Source organism: Variovorax sp. TBS-050B (assembly GCF_029893635.1).
Taxonomy (GTDB): domain Bacteria; phylum Pseudomonadota; class Gammaproteobacteria; order Burkholderiales; family Burkholderiaceae_C; genus Variovorax.
The window spans coordinates 4,796,182-4,812,872 of record NZ_JARXYR010000002.1; the positions used below are offsets into that span (position 1 = coordinate 4,796,182).

The window sequence follows — 16,691 nt, forward strand, 5'->3', positions numbered from 1 at the left end:
ATGACCGACCTGCTGCTGCGCATCGCGAACCTCTGCCGCAAGGAGCTGCTCGCGATCTTCAAGGACCCGGCGAGCCGCGTGGTCCTGTTCATCCCGGCGATCATGCAGAGCCTGATCTTCGGCTACGCCGCCACCTACGAGCTGACGGACGTTCCCTATGCGCTGCTCGACCAGAGCCGCGGCGGCGCATCGTCCGAACTGATCGCGCGGCTCGACGGCACCGGCGTGTTCCACCGGGCGGCCACGCTGCGCACGCAGGCCGACATCCGCGAAGTGATCGATGCGCAGAAGGCGCTGGTGGTGATACAGATCCCGCCCGACTTCGAGCGGCAGCTCGGTGCGGGCCGGCCGGCGCCGATCCAGCTGATTCTCGACGGGCGCAACTCCAACACCGCGGGCTCGGCCGCCGGCCACGTGAGCGCGGTCGTGGCGCGCTACAACGCCGAGCTGCGCACGCGCGCCGGCCTGCAGGCGGCGCCGCTCGGCGTCGAGACCCGCGCCTGGTTCAACCCGAACCTCGAAACCCGCTGGAACCTGCTGCCGGGCCTGATCGCCGCGCTCAGCATGCTGCAGACGCTGCTGCTCACCGCGCTCTCGGTGGCGCGGGAGCGCGAACAGGGCACCTTCGACCAGTTGCTGGTCACGCCGATGTCGCCGCTCGAGATCATGGTCGGCAAGGCGGTGCCGCCGGTGCTCGTGGGCCTCGCGCAGTCGACGCTGATCCTGCTGGTGGCGCGCTTCTGGTTCGGCATTCCGATGGCGGGCTCGCTCGTCACGCTCTACACCGGGCTGGTCTTCTTCACGGTCGCGAGCGTGGGCATCGGCCTCTCGATCTCCGCCGTGTCGGCCAACATGCAGCAGGCGATGCTCTACACCTTCGTGCTGCTGATGCCGATGATGCTGCTGTCGGGCCTGACCACGCCCGTGCGCAACATGCCGCAGGCGCTGCAGACGATCACCATGGCCAATCCGCTGCGCTTCGCGATCGACCTGGTGCAGCGCGTCTACCTCGAGGGCGTGGGCCTCGCCACGGTGTGGCACGACCTCGTTCCGCTCACGATCATTGCCGTCGCCACGCTGCCGCTCGCGGCCTGGCTGTTCCGCCACCGCCTGGCCTGAACCTGGAGCATCTCATGCACGCACCACGCAACCTCTTCCTCGCGCCGTTCGCGATCGCGCTCTGGGCTGCCGTCCTCGGCGGCTGCGCCGTCGGGCCGGACCACCGGACGCCCGCGGCGCCCGCGCCCGCCGACTGGTCGGCCTGGCACGGCGGCTCGGCCGAACTGCTGGGCGCCGAGCGGCAGGCCGCCGCCGCCACCGCTGCAGCGCCCGATTGGAAGGCCTTCGGCGATCCGCTGCTCGACCGGCTGCAGGCCCGCGCGCTCGCCGCCAACCACGACCTGCAGACCGCCGCGCTGCGCTTCGCGCAAAGCCGCGCGCAACGCACTGCGGCGGCCGCGCAGCAGGCGCCGCAGCTCCACGCGAGCGCGGGCGTGAACCGGCAGCGCCAGAGCGAGACCGGCGCCGCGACGCGCATGATCGACGCGATGGCCAATGCGGTCTCGAACCGCGACCAGCTGATCCGCACGCTCAGCGAGCCTTACAACCTCTACCAGGCGGGCTTCGATGCCTCGTGGGAGATCGACCTCTGGGGCCGCGTGCGGCGCAGCATCGAGGCCGCCGATGCCGAGGCCGGCGCATCGGCCGCGCTGCTGCGGCAGGCGCAGCTCAGCGTGCAGGCCGAAGTGGCGCGCAGCTACTTCGAACTGCGCGGCACGCAGCGCGAACTGCTGGTCGCGCGCGCCGACATCGCGGCCGCGGCCGAGTCGCTCGAACTGGTGCAGGCCCGCGCCGAGGGCGGCCTGGTCACCGATCTCGATCCCGCGCGCCAGCGCACGCTGCTGGCCGAGCTGCGCGCGCGCATCCCGCTGCTGCTGCAGCAGGAAGCCCTGGCGATGAACCAGATCACGCTGCTCACGGGCGCGGCGCCGGGCGCACTGAATGCCGAACTGGCGGCGCCCGCGGCGCGGGCCGATGGCGACGCGCCGGACGCCCTGAAAGCCCCGCCGCTGCCGGACCTCGCGCTCGGCCTGCCCGCCGAGCTCGCACGGCGCCGGCCCGACGTCGCGGCGGCCGAGGCGCGGCTGCATGCGGCCACTGCGCGCATCGGCGTGGCGGTGGCCGAGCTCTATCCGCGCGTGACGCTGGGCGCCGGCTTCGGCCACGAATCGGCCGGCAGCGGACGCTTCGGCGACTGGGGCAGCCGGCAGTGGCATGTGGGCCCGTCGATCAGCCTGCCGCTCTTCGACCACGGCCTGCGCAGGAGCACGGTCACCCTGCGCGAGCTGCAGCAGCAGGAGGCCGCGGTGGGTTTTCAGCAGACCGTGCTCAAGGCCTGGCACGAGATCGATTCGGCGCTCAACGCCTACACGGCCGAACGCCGGCGCCACGCCGAGCTCGCCGAGCGCGAACGCGCGAGCCGCGATGCCTTGGTGCTCGCACATGCGCGCCATGTCAACGGCCTCACGGACTTCGGCGTCGAACTCGATGCGCGCCGCGCGCTGCTGCAGGCGCGGCGCGACCAGGTGCAGAGCAGCAGCCGGCTCGCGGTGGACCTCGTGGCGGTGTACAAGGCGCTCGGCGGCGATGCGCCGCCGCAGGCACCCTAGTCCTCGTCCTTCTGGGCCTTGGGGATGGGCGTGTTGCTGAAGCTCACGTTGCCGAGGCCGGTGCCGATGGTCAGCACGCCCCAGTGCTTCACGTCGCGCATGAACGGCAGCTCGCTCAGGCCCTGCACCACGGCGTCGTTGTGCATCAGCACCAGCATCGGATCGGAGCCCAGCGCGAGCAGGCGGCGCCACACGGCGGTCGGCAGGTGGAAGGCCTGGCTCTCCCAGTCGCCCGGCAGGTTCTGCGCGCCGCGCGCGATCGAGCCGTCGGGCCGGATCAAGCCCGGGCAGCCGATGCCGACGAAGGGCGCGAGGCGGAGCTTCTTGCGCTCGCTGTAGCGCACCATGTCCATCAGCATGTCGGCGATGTGCTCGACCATGACGCTGCGGTTCGGACCCTCGTCGGCATGGCGCCATTTCTCGCGCCGCACCACGCCGGCGCGCGAGAAGTCGCTGGCCTTGCGCCAGCGCGTCTTGACGATGCCGCAGCGCACGTTGGTGCCGCCGATGTCGACGGCGAGGATGGCGTCGTAGCGGCGAAGCATCGCCGGCGGTGCGAGGTGCACCCAGCCGATCAGGCCGCCGTCGTCCACGTTGTGCGAGAGCCGGCCCAGCTGCACGTGCTGGCCGAGCTCCTCGAGGATGGCGCCGGTCTGCAGGATCGCGCGTTCGCCGACGTCGCTTTCGGGAAAGCCGCCGCCGATCACGATGCGCTCGACCTTGCGCCACGACGGCTGACGCAGGAAGCGCTGGATCACCGAGGCCAGCTCCCCCGCGAACTCCTCGATCACGCCCTGCATCACGTCGCCGGCCTCCGAGGTCTTCTTCGCGCCGAGCACGCGGTCGAGCGTCTTCTTGCTCAGGTCGCGCGAATGCAGCTTGCCGAGCGGATCCCTGCCGCTCTTGCGGCGGCGCTTGCGCCAGCGTTCGAGCAGTTCCCGGAACGCCGTCTGGCTCGCCTGGTCGCCGACGAAGCCGTCCTTGTCGCGCAGTTGCAGGCTGTAGCCCTCCACGCGCACGCCGGGCAGTTCGCGCAGGCCGTGCACGTCGGCCGCGGGCAGCGGGTCGGAGGCGGGGGCATCGGCATGCGGCCTGGTCGTCCGGGTGGGTGACTTCATGCAACGATGATGCTGCACCGGCTGCCGCATCGCATGGGCATTCGCGCACCACGCGGTGTAGGAGATTGGCGGGTGCGCGGGTCTGTCGATACACTGCCCGCGATGCAACGCCCAAGCCGCATCCTCTGGCGCGCCGTCCTGCTGTTCTCGCTGGCCTGGCTCGGCGCCGCGGCTTCGGCGCAGGCCGACCAGACGCTGCGCGTCGGCTCCAAGCGCTTCACCGAGTCGTACATCCTGGCCGAGCTGCTGGCGCAGACCGCCGCGCCGCACACCGCCGCGCCGCCGGTGGTGCGGCAGGGCCTGGGCAACACCGCCATCGTCTACGAGGCGCTGCGCTCGGGCGCCATCGACGTGTATGCCGAATACACCGGCACCATCGCGCTCGAGATCCTCAAGGGCCCGCCTTTGCAGACACGCGAGGCGATGAACGCGGCGCTCGCGCCGCTGGGACTGGGCGTGGCCGTGCCGCTGGGCTTCAACGACGGCTATGCGCTCGCGGTGCGCGCGGCCGATGCGGATCGCCTGGGGCTGCGCACGCTGAGCGATCTCGCGCGCCACCCCGAGCTGAAGCTCGGCCTGTCGAACGAATTCATCGGCCGCGCCGACGGCTGGAAGGGGCTGGCCGCGCGCTACGGCTTCACGCAGGTGCCGACGGGGCTGGACCACGGCCTCGCCTACGACGCGATCGCCGCGAAGCAGATCGACGCCATCGACATCTACACCACCGACGCCAAGATCGACCACCTGGGCCTGCGCGTGCTCGAGGACGACCGGCGCTATTTCCCGCGCTACGACGCGGTGCTGCTCTACCGGCTCGACCTGCCCGCGCGGCTGCCCCGGGCCTGGGCCGCGCTGCAGGCGCTCGAAGGGCGGATCGACGAGCACGCGATGATCGCGATGAACGCGCGGGCCGAATTGCAGAGCGTGCCCTTCGACGCGATCGCGCGCGACTTCCTCGCCAGCAGCGGCCAGGCGGCCCCGGCCCCGAAGTCGGAACGGCGCGGCTTCGTCGCCAAGCTGTTCGGGCCCGACCTCTGGCCGCTCGCGCGCCAGCACCTGCTGCTGGTCGCGGTGTCGGCGGGCGCGGCGCTGCTGATCGGCGTGCCGATCGCGATCCTCGTGTTCTCGCGCGTGCGGCTGCGCGCGCTGGTGCTCGGCGTCGCGAGCCTGCTGCAGACCGTGCCCTCGCTCGCGCTGCTCGCGGTGCTGATCTCGATGCTCGGCGCCATCGGCACGCTGCCTGCGCTGATCGCGCTCACGCTCTACTCGCTGCTGCCGATCATGCGCAACACGGTGACCGGCCTGGCGGAAGTGCCCGAGGGCCTGCGCATGGCCGGCATCGCGCTCGGCATGACGCCGCCGCAGAGCCTGCGCCTGGTGCTGCTGCCGCTCGCACTGCCCACGCTGCTGGCCGGCGTGCGGACGGCCACGGCGATCGCCATCGGCACCGCGACCATCGCCGCCTTCATCGGCGCGGGCGGCTTCGGCGAGCGCATCGTCACCGGGCTGGCGCTCAACGACCGCGAGCTGCTCGTGGCGGGCGCGCTGCCGGCCGCGGCGCTGGCGCTGCTGAGCGAGGGGATCTTCGAGTTCGTGGAGATGCTGATGCGCCGCCGGCGGCGAACGCGGCCGACTTCGCCTGCGCCATGAGGCAGTCGCGCAGCAGCGCGGCGCCCGCACCCAGCGTCTTGTCGGCGCGGTGGCAGAAGTACGACGGCTGCTCCGACCTGCCGCCGCGGCCGATGCGGGCCATCGGCAGCTGCACCAGCCGGCCGGCGGCGAGGTCGTCGGCCACCAGCCAGGCCGGCATCTTTCCCCAGCCGAGACCGGCGCGCAGCAGCTCGAGCTTGATGTACATGTCGGTCACGCGCCAGGTCGCGGGCGAGAGCACGTCGATGTCGTAGCCCTGGCTCAGCGTGCTCGGGTCCTCGACCACGATCTGCACATGCTCCGCCGCGGCGGCATCGAGGCCCCTGGCGCCGCGCTCGGCCGCACGCAGCGCGAGCGCATGCGCGGGCGCGGCCACGGCCACGGTGTGAAGCGGCATCAGGAACTCGCGGCCGATCTTCTCGTCGGCATGGCCGAAGGCCGCGATGGCGAGGTCGCAGCGGCCCGAGTTCAGGGCATCGATGGTGCCGCCCATCGAGCTGTACGCCACGCGCATCGCGATGCTCGGGTAGACCGCATGCATCTGGCGGATCGCGCCGGCCACCAGCGCGGGCGGCACGAGCGTGTCCACCGCCAGCGCGAGGCCGAGCTCGATGCCCTGCCCGATGCCCTGGGCGCGCGCGCGCAGGGCCTCCACCTTCGACAGGATCACCCGCACGTCGCCGAGCAGCGCCGTGCCCGTGGCCGTGAGCACCGGCTTGTGGCCGGAGCGGTCGAAGAGTTGCACCTGCAGCTGCGCTTCCAGCGTGGCGATGGCATGGCTCACGGCCGACTGCACGCGGTGCAGCCGGGCCGCGCCGGCACGGAAGCTGCCGGCGTCGGCCACGGCGACGAACATCTGCATCTGGCTCAGCGTGAGCACGTCCAGCATGATCTCTCCAGTCGATCGAGTTGGCCGATATTATTCGCTTTCATTGATACAGGGATCGGCCCACAGTGGAGGCATGCACAAGCCTCTTCACAGTTCCCCTTCCTCGACGCACTGGCCCGGCGTGGGCCTGGTCGTGGCGGCCGGCGTGGTCGCCTCCCTTCAGGTCGGCAAGGTCGCGATCGCGGTGCCGCTGCTGCGCACCGACTTCGGACTCGACCTTTCGATGGTCGGATGGCTGATGGCCATCTTCTCGCTGCTGGGCGTGCTCGGCGCCGTTCCCGTCGGCGCCTGGGTGGCACGCGCCGGCGACCGGCGCCTGCTGCTGGCAGGGCTGCTCGCGATCGCCATCGGCAGCGCGCTCGGCGCCGCGGCCCACGGCGTGGCCCTGCTGCTGGCCGGCCGGCTGATCGAGGGCCTGGGCTTCGTGCTGATCACGATCGCCGGGCCGTCGGTGCTGCAGCGCTTGGTGGCGCCCGCTGGGCAGGACCTGGCCTTCGCGATCTGGAGCTGCTTCATGCCGACGGGCATCGCCATCGCGCTCTTCAGCGGTGCGCTGCTCGAAGGCTGGCGCGGCTTCTGGCTCCTCAATGCCGCACTCGCGGTGATCCTCGCCGTGCTGTTGCGTGCCGGCGTTCCACGCGCGGCCGATGGCGGCGCGGCGGTCTCGCTGGGCGGCATGTGCCGCGACGCGGCGACGACGCTGCGCGCGGGCGGCCCCGCACTGATCGCGGGCGCGTTCGTGGTCTACAGCCTGCAGTTCTTCGCGCTCTTCAGCTTCCTGCCGGTGCTGCTGATCGAGCGCCTGGGGGTGGGCACGGCCGCCGCGGGCGCATTGAGCGCGCTGGCCTGCTGCGTCAATGTGGCGGGCAATCTCGCGGCGGGCATGCTGCTGAAGCGCGGCGCCGCGCGCTGGCTGCTGGCCGCCTCGGCGAGCGCGTTCATGGGACTCGCGGCGCTCGGCATCTTCCTGCCGGTGTTCGGCGCGCCTGCCACCTTCGTGCTGTGCCTCGTGTTCTCGGGCGCGGGCGGGCTGCTCCCGGCCACGCTGATCGGCAGCTCGCCGCTCACCGCGCCAAGCCCGCGGCTCGCGCCGATGGCCATGGGCCTGCTGATGCTCGGGAGCAACCTGGGCCAGATGGCGGGCCCGGTGCTGGTGGGCAGCGCGGTCGATGCGCACGGCTGGCCCGCGGCGACGGCCATCGTGGCCGTGGCGGGCGTGGCCGGCGTGCTGCTGGCCCTGGGGCTGCGGCGCGCGATGATGGCGCCGGGCCGCCGGGGGCCCTCGCCTCAGGCCAGCGTGTAGGCCGTCTTCACCGTGGTGAAGAACTCCTGCGCGTACTTGCCCTGCTCCCGCGGGCCGTAGCTCGAGCCCTTGCGGCCGCCGAAGGGCACGTGGTAGTCCACGCCCGCGGTCGGCAGGTTCACCATCACCATGCCGGCCTGGCTGTGGCGCTTGAAGTGGGTCGCGTACTTGAGCGAGGTGGTCGCGATGCCGGCCGAGAGCCCGAACTCGGTGTCGTTGGCCGTGGCCAGCGCCTCCTCGTAGTTCTTCACCCGGATCACGCTCGCGACCGGGCCGAAGATCTCTTCCTTGTTGATGCGCATCGTGGCGGCCGATTCGCTGAAGAGCGCGGGCGACATGTAGTAGCCGTCGGTCTCTAGCTTCAGCAGCTCGCCGCCTGCCGCGAGCGTGGCGCCCTCGCCCTTGCCGATCGCGATGTACTCCATGTCCTGGTCGAGTTGCGACTTCGACGAGACCGGGCCGATGTCGGTGCCCTGCGCGAGCGCGTCGCCGACCTTGATCTTCTCCATCCGCGCCTTCATCGCCTCGATGAACTTCGGATAGATGCCCTCGGTGACGATCAGGCGGCTCGAGGCGGTGCAGCGCTGGCCGGTCGAATAGAAGGCGCTCTGCACGCTGAGCTCGACGGCCTGGGCCAGATCGGCGTCGTCCAGGATCACCTGCGGGTTCTTGCCGCCCATCTCGAGCTGCACCTTCTTGCCGTTGGTGGCGCACTGCACCGCGATGTTGCGGCCCACGCCGACCGAGCCGGTGAAGCTGATCGCATGGATGCCCGGGTGGTTGACCAGCGCATTGCCGATCACGCTGCCGCGGCCCATCACCAGGTTGAAGACGCCCGCGGGAATGCCCGAGCGGCTGATGATCTCGGCCAGCGCCCAGGCGCAGCCGGGCACGAGGTCGGCGGGCTTGAGCACCACGCAGTTGCCGAAGGCGAGCGCGGGCGCGATCTTCCAGGCCGGAATGGCGATGGGGAAGTTCCACGGCGTGATCAGGCCGACCACGCCGACCGGCTCGCGCGTGATCTCGACGCCGATGTTCGGCCGCACCGAGGGCACGAGCTCGCCGGAAAGGCGCAGGCACTCGCCCGCGAAGAACTTGAAGATGTAGCCGGCGCGCGCGGCCTCGCCGATGCCTTCGGCCTTGGTCTTGCCCTCTTCGCGTGCGAGCAGCGTGCCGAGCTCTTCCTTGCGCGCGAGGATCTCGTTGCCGATCTTGTCGAGCGCATCGGAGCGCGCCTGGATGCCGCCCGTGGCCCAGGCGGGGAAGGCGGCGGTGGCGGCGGCCACGGCCGCATCGACGTGCGAGGCGTCGCCCTGCGTGTACTGGCCCAGCACGTCGGCGAGGTTGCTCGGGTTGAGGTTGGGGCTGTAGCTGGCGCCGGCGCGCCATTCGCCGCCGATGAGGTTGTCGAAGTTCTGCATGTCGGGTTCCTTGTCAATGGGAGTCTGGGAGCGCACTGCGCATTATGGGTACCGCTACCTGACCATGCACGGGCGCTTGTTGTCGAAGGTCCATCTGGGGATCAGGTACTGCATGGCCTGCGCATCGTTGCGCGCGCCGAGGCCGTGCTTCAGGTAGAGCTGGTGCGCCTTCTCGACCTCGTCCATGTCGAGCGTGACGCCGAGGCCGCCCTGCGTCGGCACCTTGACGAAGCCGCCCTCGATGCGCAGCGGATCGCGCGTGAGGCGCTGGCCGTCCTGCCAGATCCAGTGCGTGTCGATGGCCGTGACCTTGCCGGGCGCCGCGGCGGCGACGTGCGTGAACATCGCGAGCGACACGTCGAAGTGGTTGTTCGAATGCGAGCCCCAGGTCAGGCCCCAGGCCTGGCACAGCTGGGCCACGCGCACCGAGCCCTGCATGGTCCAGAAGTGCGGGTCGGCGAGCGGGATGTCCACCGACTGCAGCGAGAGGCTGTGCACCATCTCGCGCCAATCGGTGGCGACCATGTTGGTCGCGGTCGGCAGGCCGGTGGCGCGGCGGAACTCGGCCATCACTTCGCGGCCCGAGAACACGCCTTCGGCGCCGCAGGGGTCTTCGGCATAGGCCATCACGCCGTGCAGGTCGCGGCACAGGCGGATCGCATCGGCGAGCAGCCAGCCGCCGTTCGGGTCGAGCGTGACGCGCGCCTGCGGGAAGCGCTCGTGCAGCGCGCGGATCGCCTCGACCTCTTCCTCGCCGCGCAGCACGCCGCCCTTGAGCTTGAAGTCGGTGAAGCCGTAGCGCGCATGGGTGGCCTCGGCCAGGCGCACGATGGCCTCGGGCGTCATCGCTTCTTCATGGCGCAGGCGGAACCAGTCGTTGTCGGCGCCGGGGTCGCTTTCGTAGGGGAGATCGGTCTTCCTGCGGTCGCCCACGTAGAACAGGTAGCCGAGCATCTGCACCGCGTCGCGCTGCTGGCCTTCGCCGAGCAGCGCGGCCACCGGCACCTCGAGGTGCTGACCCAGCAGGTCGAGCAGCGCGGCCTCGACCGCCGTCACCGCATGGATGGTGATGCGCAGGTCGAAGGTCTGCTGGCCGCGGCCGCCGCTGTCGCGGCTCGCGAATTCGCGGCGCATCGCATTGAGCACCGCGTTGTGGTTGCCGATCGGCTGTCCAACGACGAGGTCGCGCGCGTCCTCGAGCGTCTGGCGGATCTTCTCGCCGCCGGGCACTTCGCCCACGCCGGTGCGACCCGCGCTGTCGGTGAGGATCAGCAGGTTGCGCGTGAAGAACGGGCCGTGGGCGCCGCTCAGGTTCATGAGCATGCTGTCGTGGCCCGCGACGGGCACGACGCGCAGGCTGGTGACGACCGGCGTCTGCCGGGCTGCCGTGGAAGAGGATGGGGAAGAAGAGGTCGTCATGGCTTCAGGCGGGAAAGGAAAAAAGGCCCGCGCGCGCGGGCTGTGGCCGTGGGGTCAGTCGGCCGTGATCTTGCGGGTTTCGATCAATGTCTTCCAGCGCGCCCATTCGCGCGCCTGGAAGGCGGTGAACTCGGCCGGCGTGCTGGCGACGATCTCCAGGCCCTGGTCGAGCATCCGCTTCTTCACCTCGGGGTCGTTGATCGCGGCGATGGCGGCGGCGCTCAGCTTCTCCTTCACGGCCGGGGGCAGGCCCTTCGGCGCCGCGAGCCCCTGCCACGAATAGACCTCCGCGCCCTTCACGCCCGCTTCGGAAAGCGTGGGCACATCGGGCAGGACCGGCGAGCGCTTGTCGCCCGTCACCGCGATCGCGTGCAGCTTGCCGGCCTTGATGTGCGGCAGCACCGCGTTGACGTTCTGGAACGAAAAGTCGACCTGGCCGCCGAGCAGGTCGTTGATCGCGGGCGCGCCGCCCTTGTACGGCACATGCAGGCCCTGCGTGCCGCTCTGCTGCCAGAAGACCTCGGCCGAGAGATGGTCCGAGGAGCCGTTGCCCGAACTCGCGAAGCTCACCTTGCCGGGGTTGGCCTTCAGCGTGGCGATCACCTCGGCGATCGTGCGCTCCTTCTGCTTCGGGCTCGCGACCAGCACGTTCGGCGCCTGCACCGGCACGCTGATGTAGTCGAAGTCCTTGGTGGCGTCGTAGGGCACGTTCTTCTGCAGGTGCGGCGTGACGACGAAGGCACCGAGCGACGACACCAGCAGCGTGTAGCCGTCGGGCGCGGCGCGCTTCACGAAGCCGGCGCCGATGGTGCCGGTCGCGCCCGGCTTGTTGTCGACCACGAAGCTCTGCCCGAGCCGGGTCTGCATCTGCAGCGCCAGCGCGCGCGCCACCATGTCGGTGGAGCCGCCCGCGGGGAACGGCACCACCACGGTCACGGGCTTCTGCGGCCAGGCGTCGGGCTGCGCCGAGGCATGCAGCGGCAGCAGCGCACCGGTGGCGAGCGCGAAGGCGGCGACGAGGAACGGCTTGCGCTGAATCATCGTCGGTGCTCCATCACGAGGCGATCCGTACCGCCTGGCGGGCGAGCATCTTCCACTCGCCCGCCTGCTTGTGCCAGATGCCGAGGATCTTGAGCGACACCTTGCCGGGCTTGCCCGAATCGTTGGTGTCGGCCGAGAGCGTGTGCCGCACGATCGCGGTGTCGCCGTCGACCACCTTGATGGTCTGGTCGGTGATCGCGATGCTCACGAAGTCGGAGCGGCCGGCCACCAGGTCGGCGATGAAGCTGGCCTTGGTGTCGACCTTGCCGCTCGAATGGCCGTAGCTCAGGTCGTCGGCCACCAGCGCGCCGAGGGCGGCCGGCGTGGGGTCGATCATCGCGAGGCGCAGGCGCTCGGCCGCCGCGGCCACCGCCGGCTCGGCCGCCGCGCCGCCGCCGCCCGCGGGCGCCATGGCGCAGCCGCCGAACAGAACGGCCGAGGCCGCGATCAGGAAGAGTTGCTTGATGCGCATGTTCGTTGTCTCCGTTGTTGTGGTGGTTGCGGCCGCAGCGGCTTACTGCGGGCCGAGCGCGTCGATCAGCGCCTTGAGCTGTTCCATCTCGGCCGGCTTCAGGTCGGTGAGCGGGGCGCGCACCGGGCCTGCATCGTGGCCGACGATCTTGGCGCCGGCCTTGACGATGCTGACCGCGTAGCCCGGCACGCGGTTGCGCAGTTCGAGGTACGGCATGAAGAAGTTCTTCAGCAGGCGATGCTGCGTGCGCAGGTCGTCGGCGGCGACGGCCTTGTAGAAGTCCATCGCGGTCTTCGGAATGAAATTGAACACGGCCGACGAATACACCGGCGTGCCCATGGCCTTGTAGGCCGCGGCATAGACCTCGGCCGTCGGCAGGCCGCCGAGGTAGGCGAAGCGGTCGCCCATCTTCTGGTAGATCGCTACCATGGCCTCGATGTCGCCGATGCCGTCCTTGAAGCCGACGAGGTTCGGGTTCCGCTCGGCCAGCATCGCGAGCGTGTCGGGCTTGAGGCGGCTGGTGGCGCGGTTGTAGACGATCACGCCGAACTTCACGCTCTTGCACACGGCCTCGACGTGCGCGGCCAGGCCTTCCTGGCCGGCTTCGGTCAGGTAGTGCGGCAGCAGCAGGATGCCGTGCGCGCCGGCCTTCTCGGCCGCCTGCGCGCACTCGATCGCGAAGCGCGTCGGGCCGCCCGCACCCGCGATGATCGGCACCACGCCGCGGCAGGTGTCGACCGCGGTCTGGATGATGCCCGGGTACTCGTCGCCGGTCAGCGAGAAGAACTCGCCGGTGCCGCCGGCCGCGAACAGCGCGCTCGCACCGTAGGGCGCGAGCCATTCGAGGCGCTTCTCGTAGCCCTTCTTGTTGAAGTCGCCGTTGCTGTCGAAGTCGGTCAGCGGGAACGAGAGCAGGCCGGAGCCCATGATGGTTTTGAGTTCTTGAGGATTCATCGAAACACCAGAAAGAGTGGGGAAAAAAATGGAGGCGGAGAGTCAGTCCAACTTGATGCCGGCGTCGGCCACGACCTTGGCCCAGCGCGCACGTTCCTTGCCGAAGAACTGCTCTTCCTCGGCCGGTGCCATGGTCACGACCTCGGCGCCCTGCCCTGCAAGGCGCGAACGGATCTCGGCCGAACGGATCACGGCGATCAGTTCCTTGTTGAGGCGCTGCACGATGGCGTCGGGCGTGCCCCGGGCCACGCGAACGCCCTGCCAGGTGCCCGACTCGAAGCCCGGCACGCCCTGCTCCGCGATGGTCGGCACGTCGCCGATCAGCGGCATGCGCGTGCCCTTCGAGACGCCGAGCACCTTGAGCTTGCCGCTCTGCACGTGCGGCAGCGTGGCGAGCATGCCGTTCATGAGAATCTGGGTCTGGCCGGCCACGGTGTCCTGCACCGCCTGCACGCCGCCCTTGTAGGGCACGTACTGCCAGCGCGCGCCGCTCGCGCGCTCGAGCGCCACGCCCGCGAGGTGCGGCGCACTGCCGGTGGCGGTGACGGCGAAGTTGATGTCCGACTTCTTCGACAGCGCGACTAGTTCCTTCAGGTTGTTGGCCTGCACCGAGGGATGCACCACCAGCAGATGCGGCGAGTAGGCCAGCATGGTCACGCCGCGCAGGTCCTTGGAGGGATCGAACGCGAGCTTGGTGTAGACCGAGGGGCTGATCGCGAGCGCGCCCACGTCGCACAGCAGCAGCGTGTAGCCGTCGGGCTGCGACTTGGCGACGTAGTCGGCGCCGAGGTTGCCGTTGGCGCCGGGCCTGTTCTCGACGATGACCGGCTGGCCGAGCGCGGTCGACAACTGCTGGCTGATCGAGCGCGCGATGATGTCGGACGAACCGCCCGGCGGATAGGGCACCACGATGCGCACGGGCTTGGTCGGCCAGGCGTCGGCCGCTTGCACGCCGCTCGCCGCGAGCATGCCGCCGCCGAGGGCGCCGAGCATCAGGTCACGTCTGTTCAAGCTCATTCAGGGTCTCCTGCTGGTTGTGTTGTCAGTCATCGTACAACTACGAATGACGCTTGTCCAGCCTTGGAACGCAAATTCCTCAGGCCGAGGGCGCAGGCGCCGGGCCGGCGGCCTTCTGCGCGGCCTCCTGCGCGAGGCGCAGCCGCTCGCGGCTGTTGGTCAGGTGGATGCGCATGGCCGCGCGTGCCGACTCGGGATCGCGGCGCGCGATGGCGGCATAGATCTCCTCGTGCTCGCGGTTCACGCGGCTCAGGTATTCGCCGCGGCGGTCGTAGTTGCGGATCGCGGTGATGCGGGTGCGCGGGATGATCGTGGTGCCGAGGTGGCTCATGATGTCCGCGAAGTACGGGTTGCCGGTGGCCTGCGCGATCTGCAGGTGGAAGCGGAAGTCGGGCGCCACCGTGTCCCCTGCCGCCGAGACGTTGCGCTCGAAGTCGTCGAGCGCCTGGCGCATCGCGAGCAGATGCTCCTCGGTGCGGCGCGTGGCCGCCAGGCCTGCGGATTCGGTCTCGAGGCTGATGCGCAGCTCGAGCACCGCGAGCACGTCGACCGAGGTGGCGATGTCGGCCGAGTCGAGCCTGAACATGCCCGCGGCGCGCGGCTGCAGCACGAAGGTGCCGACGCCGTGGTGCGTTTCGACCAAGCCCGCGGCCTGCAGCTTCGAGAGCGCCTCGCGCACCACGGTGCGGCTCACGCCGAAGCTCTGCATGATGGCCGACTCGGTCGGCAGCTTGTCGCCCGGGCGCAGCTGCTGGCTGCGGATCTTCTCGCCCAGGTCCTCGACCAGGCCGTGCGCAAGGCCGCGCGCACGCGGCCGGGGCCGCCCGGTGAAGGGGGCGCTTGCGACGGCGGTTTCGCTCGCCGTATCGGGGATTGAGGGATTACCCGCAGTCGTCTGGGCCATGGTCAAGATAATAATCCGCTCTCAGTTGTACGACAACAGATAACTTAACACTTCTCACTGCCCCATACGGGCGATGGCTCCAAGAATGTCGACATCCGAATCCGTTTCCAATCCCCGTCTCCACCGGCTGCTGCTGACCGGCGCGGCCGGCGGCCTCGGCAAGGTGCTGCGCGAGCGCCTGCGCCCCTTTGCCGACGTGCTGCGCCTCTCCGACATCGCGGCGCTCGCGCCGGCCGACGGCGCGCACGAGGAAGTCGTGCCCTGCGATCTTTCCGACAAGGCCGCGGTCGATGCGCTGGTCGAGGGCTGCGACGCGATCGTGCACCTCGGCGGCGTTTCGGTCGAGCGCCCGTTCGAGGAGATCCTCGAAGCCAACATCAAGGGCGTGTTCCACATCTACGAGGCCGCGCGCCGGCACGGCGTGAAGCGCGTGGTGTTCGCGAGCTCGAACCACGTGATCGGCTTCTACAAGCAGAACGAGCACATCGACGCCCATGCCGCGCGCCGCCCCGACGGCTACTACGGCCTGTCGAAGTCCTTCGGCGAGGACGTGGCGCAGTTCTACTTCGACCGCTACGGGATCGAGACCGTCAGCATCCGCATCGGCTCCTCGTTCCCCGAGCCCGCCAACCGCCGGATGATGAGCACCTGGCTCAGCTACCGCGACCTGACCACGCTGATCGAGAAGTCGCTGTTCACGCCGGACGTGAAGCACACGGTGGTCTACGGCATGTCGGCCAACCGCGACGTGTGGTGGGACAACAGCGCGGCGGCGCACCTGGGCTTCGTGCCGCAGGACAGCTCCGAGGTGTTCCGCGACAAGGTCGAGGCGCAGCCGCCGGTGGCCGCGGACGATCCCAACGCCATCTACCAGGGCGGTGCGTTCACGGCCCAGGGGCCGTTCGGCGACGAGTGATCCGGGCGATGCAAGCCGAACTCGTCCTCGACGCGCGTTGCGCCACCGGCGAAAGCCCGGTCTGGCGCGCCGACGAAGAGGCCCTCTACTGGGTCGACATCCCCGCGCGCCACCTGCACCGGCTGCATGCGCCGAGCGGGCGGCATGAACGCTGGACCGGCAGCGAGATGCTGGCCTGCATCGCGCCGCGCGCCGGCCATGCCGGCGAATGGATCGCCGGCATGGAAAGCGGCCTCTTCGTGATCGCGCCGCGCAGCGACGGCACGCTGGCAGAGAGCCCGCTGGCGACGGTCGCGCATGCCGAATCCGGCATGCGCTTCAACGACGGCCGCTGCGACCGGCAGGGCCGCTTCTGGGCCGGCACCATGCTGATGGACATGGCGGCGGGCCGCGACGTGGGCCGCGTCTACCGCTACCAGGCCGACGTGAACGCCGAGGTCGCGCTGCGCCCGCAGTTCGATCACCTCATCGTGCCGAACGGCATGGCCTTCAGCCCGGACGGCAAGACCATGTACCTCTCCGACTCGCACCCCGAGGTGCAGGCCATCTGGGCCTTCGACTACGACACCGCCACCGGCACGCCGCACGGCCGCCGCCCGTTCGTCGACATGAAGCCGCTGCCGGGCCGTCCCGACGGCGCGGCCGTCGACGCAGACGGCTGCTACTGGATCTGCGGCAACGACGCCGGGCTGGTGCACCGCTTCACGCCCGAAGGCAGGCTCGACCGCTCGCTCGGGCTGCCGGTGAAGAAGCCCGCGATGTGCGCCTTCGGCGGCGCGCAGCTCGACACGCTCTACGTCACCTCGATCCGGCCCGGCGGCGACCTGTCGGACCAGCCGCTCGCGGGTGGCGTCTTCGCGCTGCGCCCCGGCGTCAAGGGCCTGCCGGAACCCGAGTGCCGCTTCTGATCGCTTCGTT

14 protein-coding genes and 1 pseudogene are annotated in these 16,691 nt (G+C 70.4%); 6 read left to right on the plus strand and 9 right to left on the minus strand.

The genetic code is table 11. From position 1 onward, the window contains the following. Together M2165_RS25415 and M2165_RS25420 are read left to right on the plus strand one after the other, a co-directional pair. Positions 1-1,119, plus strand: coding sequence for an ABC transporter permease (locus M2165_RS25415; RefSeq protein WP_280817325.1), 1,119 nt, complete (start codon positions 1-3; stop codon positions 1,117-1,119). 14 nt (positions 1,120-1,133) lie between these two features. Next, positions 1,134-2,669, plus strand: a complete 1,536-nt coding sequence (locus tag M2165_RS25420) for an efflux transporter outer membrane subunit (RefSeq protein WP_280817326.1) — start codon at positions 1,134-1,136, stop codon at positions 2,667-2,669. On the opposite strand, the gene M2165_RS25425 is transcribed toward M2165_RS25420, so the two are convergent. Next, a complete protein-coding gene (locus M2165_RS25425) occupies positions 2,666-3,787 on the minus strand; it encodes an ROK family protein (RefSeq protein WP_280817327.1) in 1,122 nt (373 codons plus the stop codon). The genes M2165_RS25420 and M2165_RS25425 overlap by 4 nt on opposite strands. Before the next feature lie 102 nt (positions 3,788-3,889). Between M2165_RS25425 and M2165_RS25430 the strand changes: the two genes are divergently transcribed. Beyond that, on the plus strand, positions 3,890-5,437 hold the full coding sequence (locus tag M2165_RS25430; protein ID WP_280817328.1) for a glycine betaine ABC transporter substrate-binding protein: 1,548 nt from the start codon (positions 3,890-3,892) through the stop codon (positions 5,435-5,437). Between the two features lie 49 nt (positions 5,438-5,486). On the opposite strand, the pseudogene M2165_RS25435 reads toward M2165_RS25430, so the two are convergent. Next, positions 5,487-6,326, minus strand: a pseudogene (locus M2165_RS25435) (LysR family transcriptional regulator); the annotation flags it as partial. Between the two features lie 73 nt (positions 6,327-6,399). Between M2165_RS25435 and M2165_RS25440 the strand changes: the two are divergent. Then, positions 6,400-7,629: an MFS transporter gene (locus tag M2165_RS25440; RefSeq protein ID WP_280817329.1), complete on the plus strand. Its 1,230-nt coding sequence runs from the start codon at positions 6,400-6,402 to the stop codon at positions 7,627-7,629. Here M2165_RS25440 and M2165_RS25445 read toward each other — a convergent pair. From M2165_RS25445 to M2165_RS25475, 7 genes are all read right to left on the minus strand, one after another. Next, positions 7,614-9,050, minus strand: coding sequence for an aldehyde dehydrogenase family protein (locus tag M2165_RS25445; protein ID WP_280817330.1), 1,437 nt, complete (start codon positions 9,048-9,050; stop codon positions 7,614-7,616). The genes M2165_RS25440 and M2165_RS25445 overlap by 16 nt on opposite strands. 54 nt (positions 9,051-9,104) lie before the next feature. After that, entirely contained in the window at positions 9,105-10,469 is a 1,365-nt protein-coding gene (gene gudD, locus M2165_RS25450; protein WP_280817331.1) for a glucarate dehydratase, read from the minus strand. A 54-nt stretch (positions 10,470-10,523) separates the two neighbouring features. After that, entirely contained in the window at positions 10,524-11,510 is a 987-nt protein-coding gene (locus M2165_RS25455; RefSeq protein ID WP_280817332.1) for a tripartite tricarboxylate transporter substrate binding protein, read from the minus strand. A gap of 13 nt (positions 11,511-11,523) precedes the next feature. Then, entirely contained in the window at positions 11,524-11,982 is a 459-nt protein-coding gene (locus M2165_RS25460; protein WP_280817333.1) for a nuclear transport factor 2 family protein, read from the minus strand. A gap of 42 nt (positions 11,983-12,024) precedes the next feature. After that, positions 12,025-12,936: a 5-dehydro-4-deoxyglucarate dehydratase gene (kdgD, locus tag M2165_RS25465; protein ID WP_280817334.1), complete on the minus strand. Its 912-nt coding sequence runs from the start codon at positions 12,934-12,936 to the stop codon at positions 12,025-12,027. Between the two features lie 42 nt (positions 12,937-12,978). Further along, on the minus strand, positions 12,979-13,953 hold the full coding sequence (locus M2165_RS25470) for a tripartite tricarboxylate transporter substrate binding protein (protein ID WP_280817335.1): 975 nt from the start codon (positions 13,951-13,953) through the stop codon (positions 12,979-12,981). A 79-nt stretch (positions 13,954-14,032) separates the two neighbouring features. Continuing rightward, complete coding sequence (locus tag M2165_RS25475) at positions 14,033-14,857, minus strand: FadR/GntR family transcriptional regulator (RefSeq protein WP_280817336.1); 825 nt, start codon at positions 14,855-14,857, stop codon at positions 14,033-14,035. A gap of 85 nt (positions 14,858-14,942) precedes the next feature. Between M2165_RS25475 and M2165_RS25480 the strand changes: the two genes are divergently transcribed. Further along, on the plus strand, positions 14,943-15,773 hold the full coding sequence (locus tag M2165_RS25480; protein WP_280817337.1) for an NAD(P)-dependent oxidoreductase: 831 nt from the start codon (positions 14,943-14,945) through the stop codon (positions 15,771-15,773). 8 nt (positions 15,774-15,781) lie between these two features. Next, positions 15,782-16,681: an SMP-30/gluconolactonase/LRE family protein gene (locus tag M2165_RS25485; RefSeq protein ID WP_280817338.1), complete on the plus strand. Its 900-nt coding sequence runs from the start codon at positions 15,782-15,784 to the stop codon at positions 16,679-16,681. Positions 16,682-16,691: the final 10 nt, after the last annotated feature.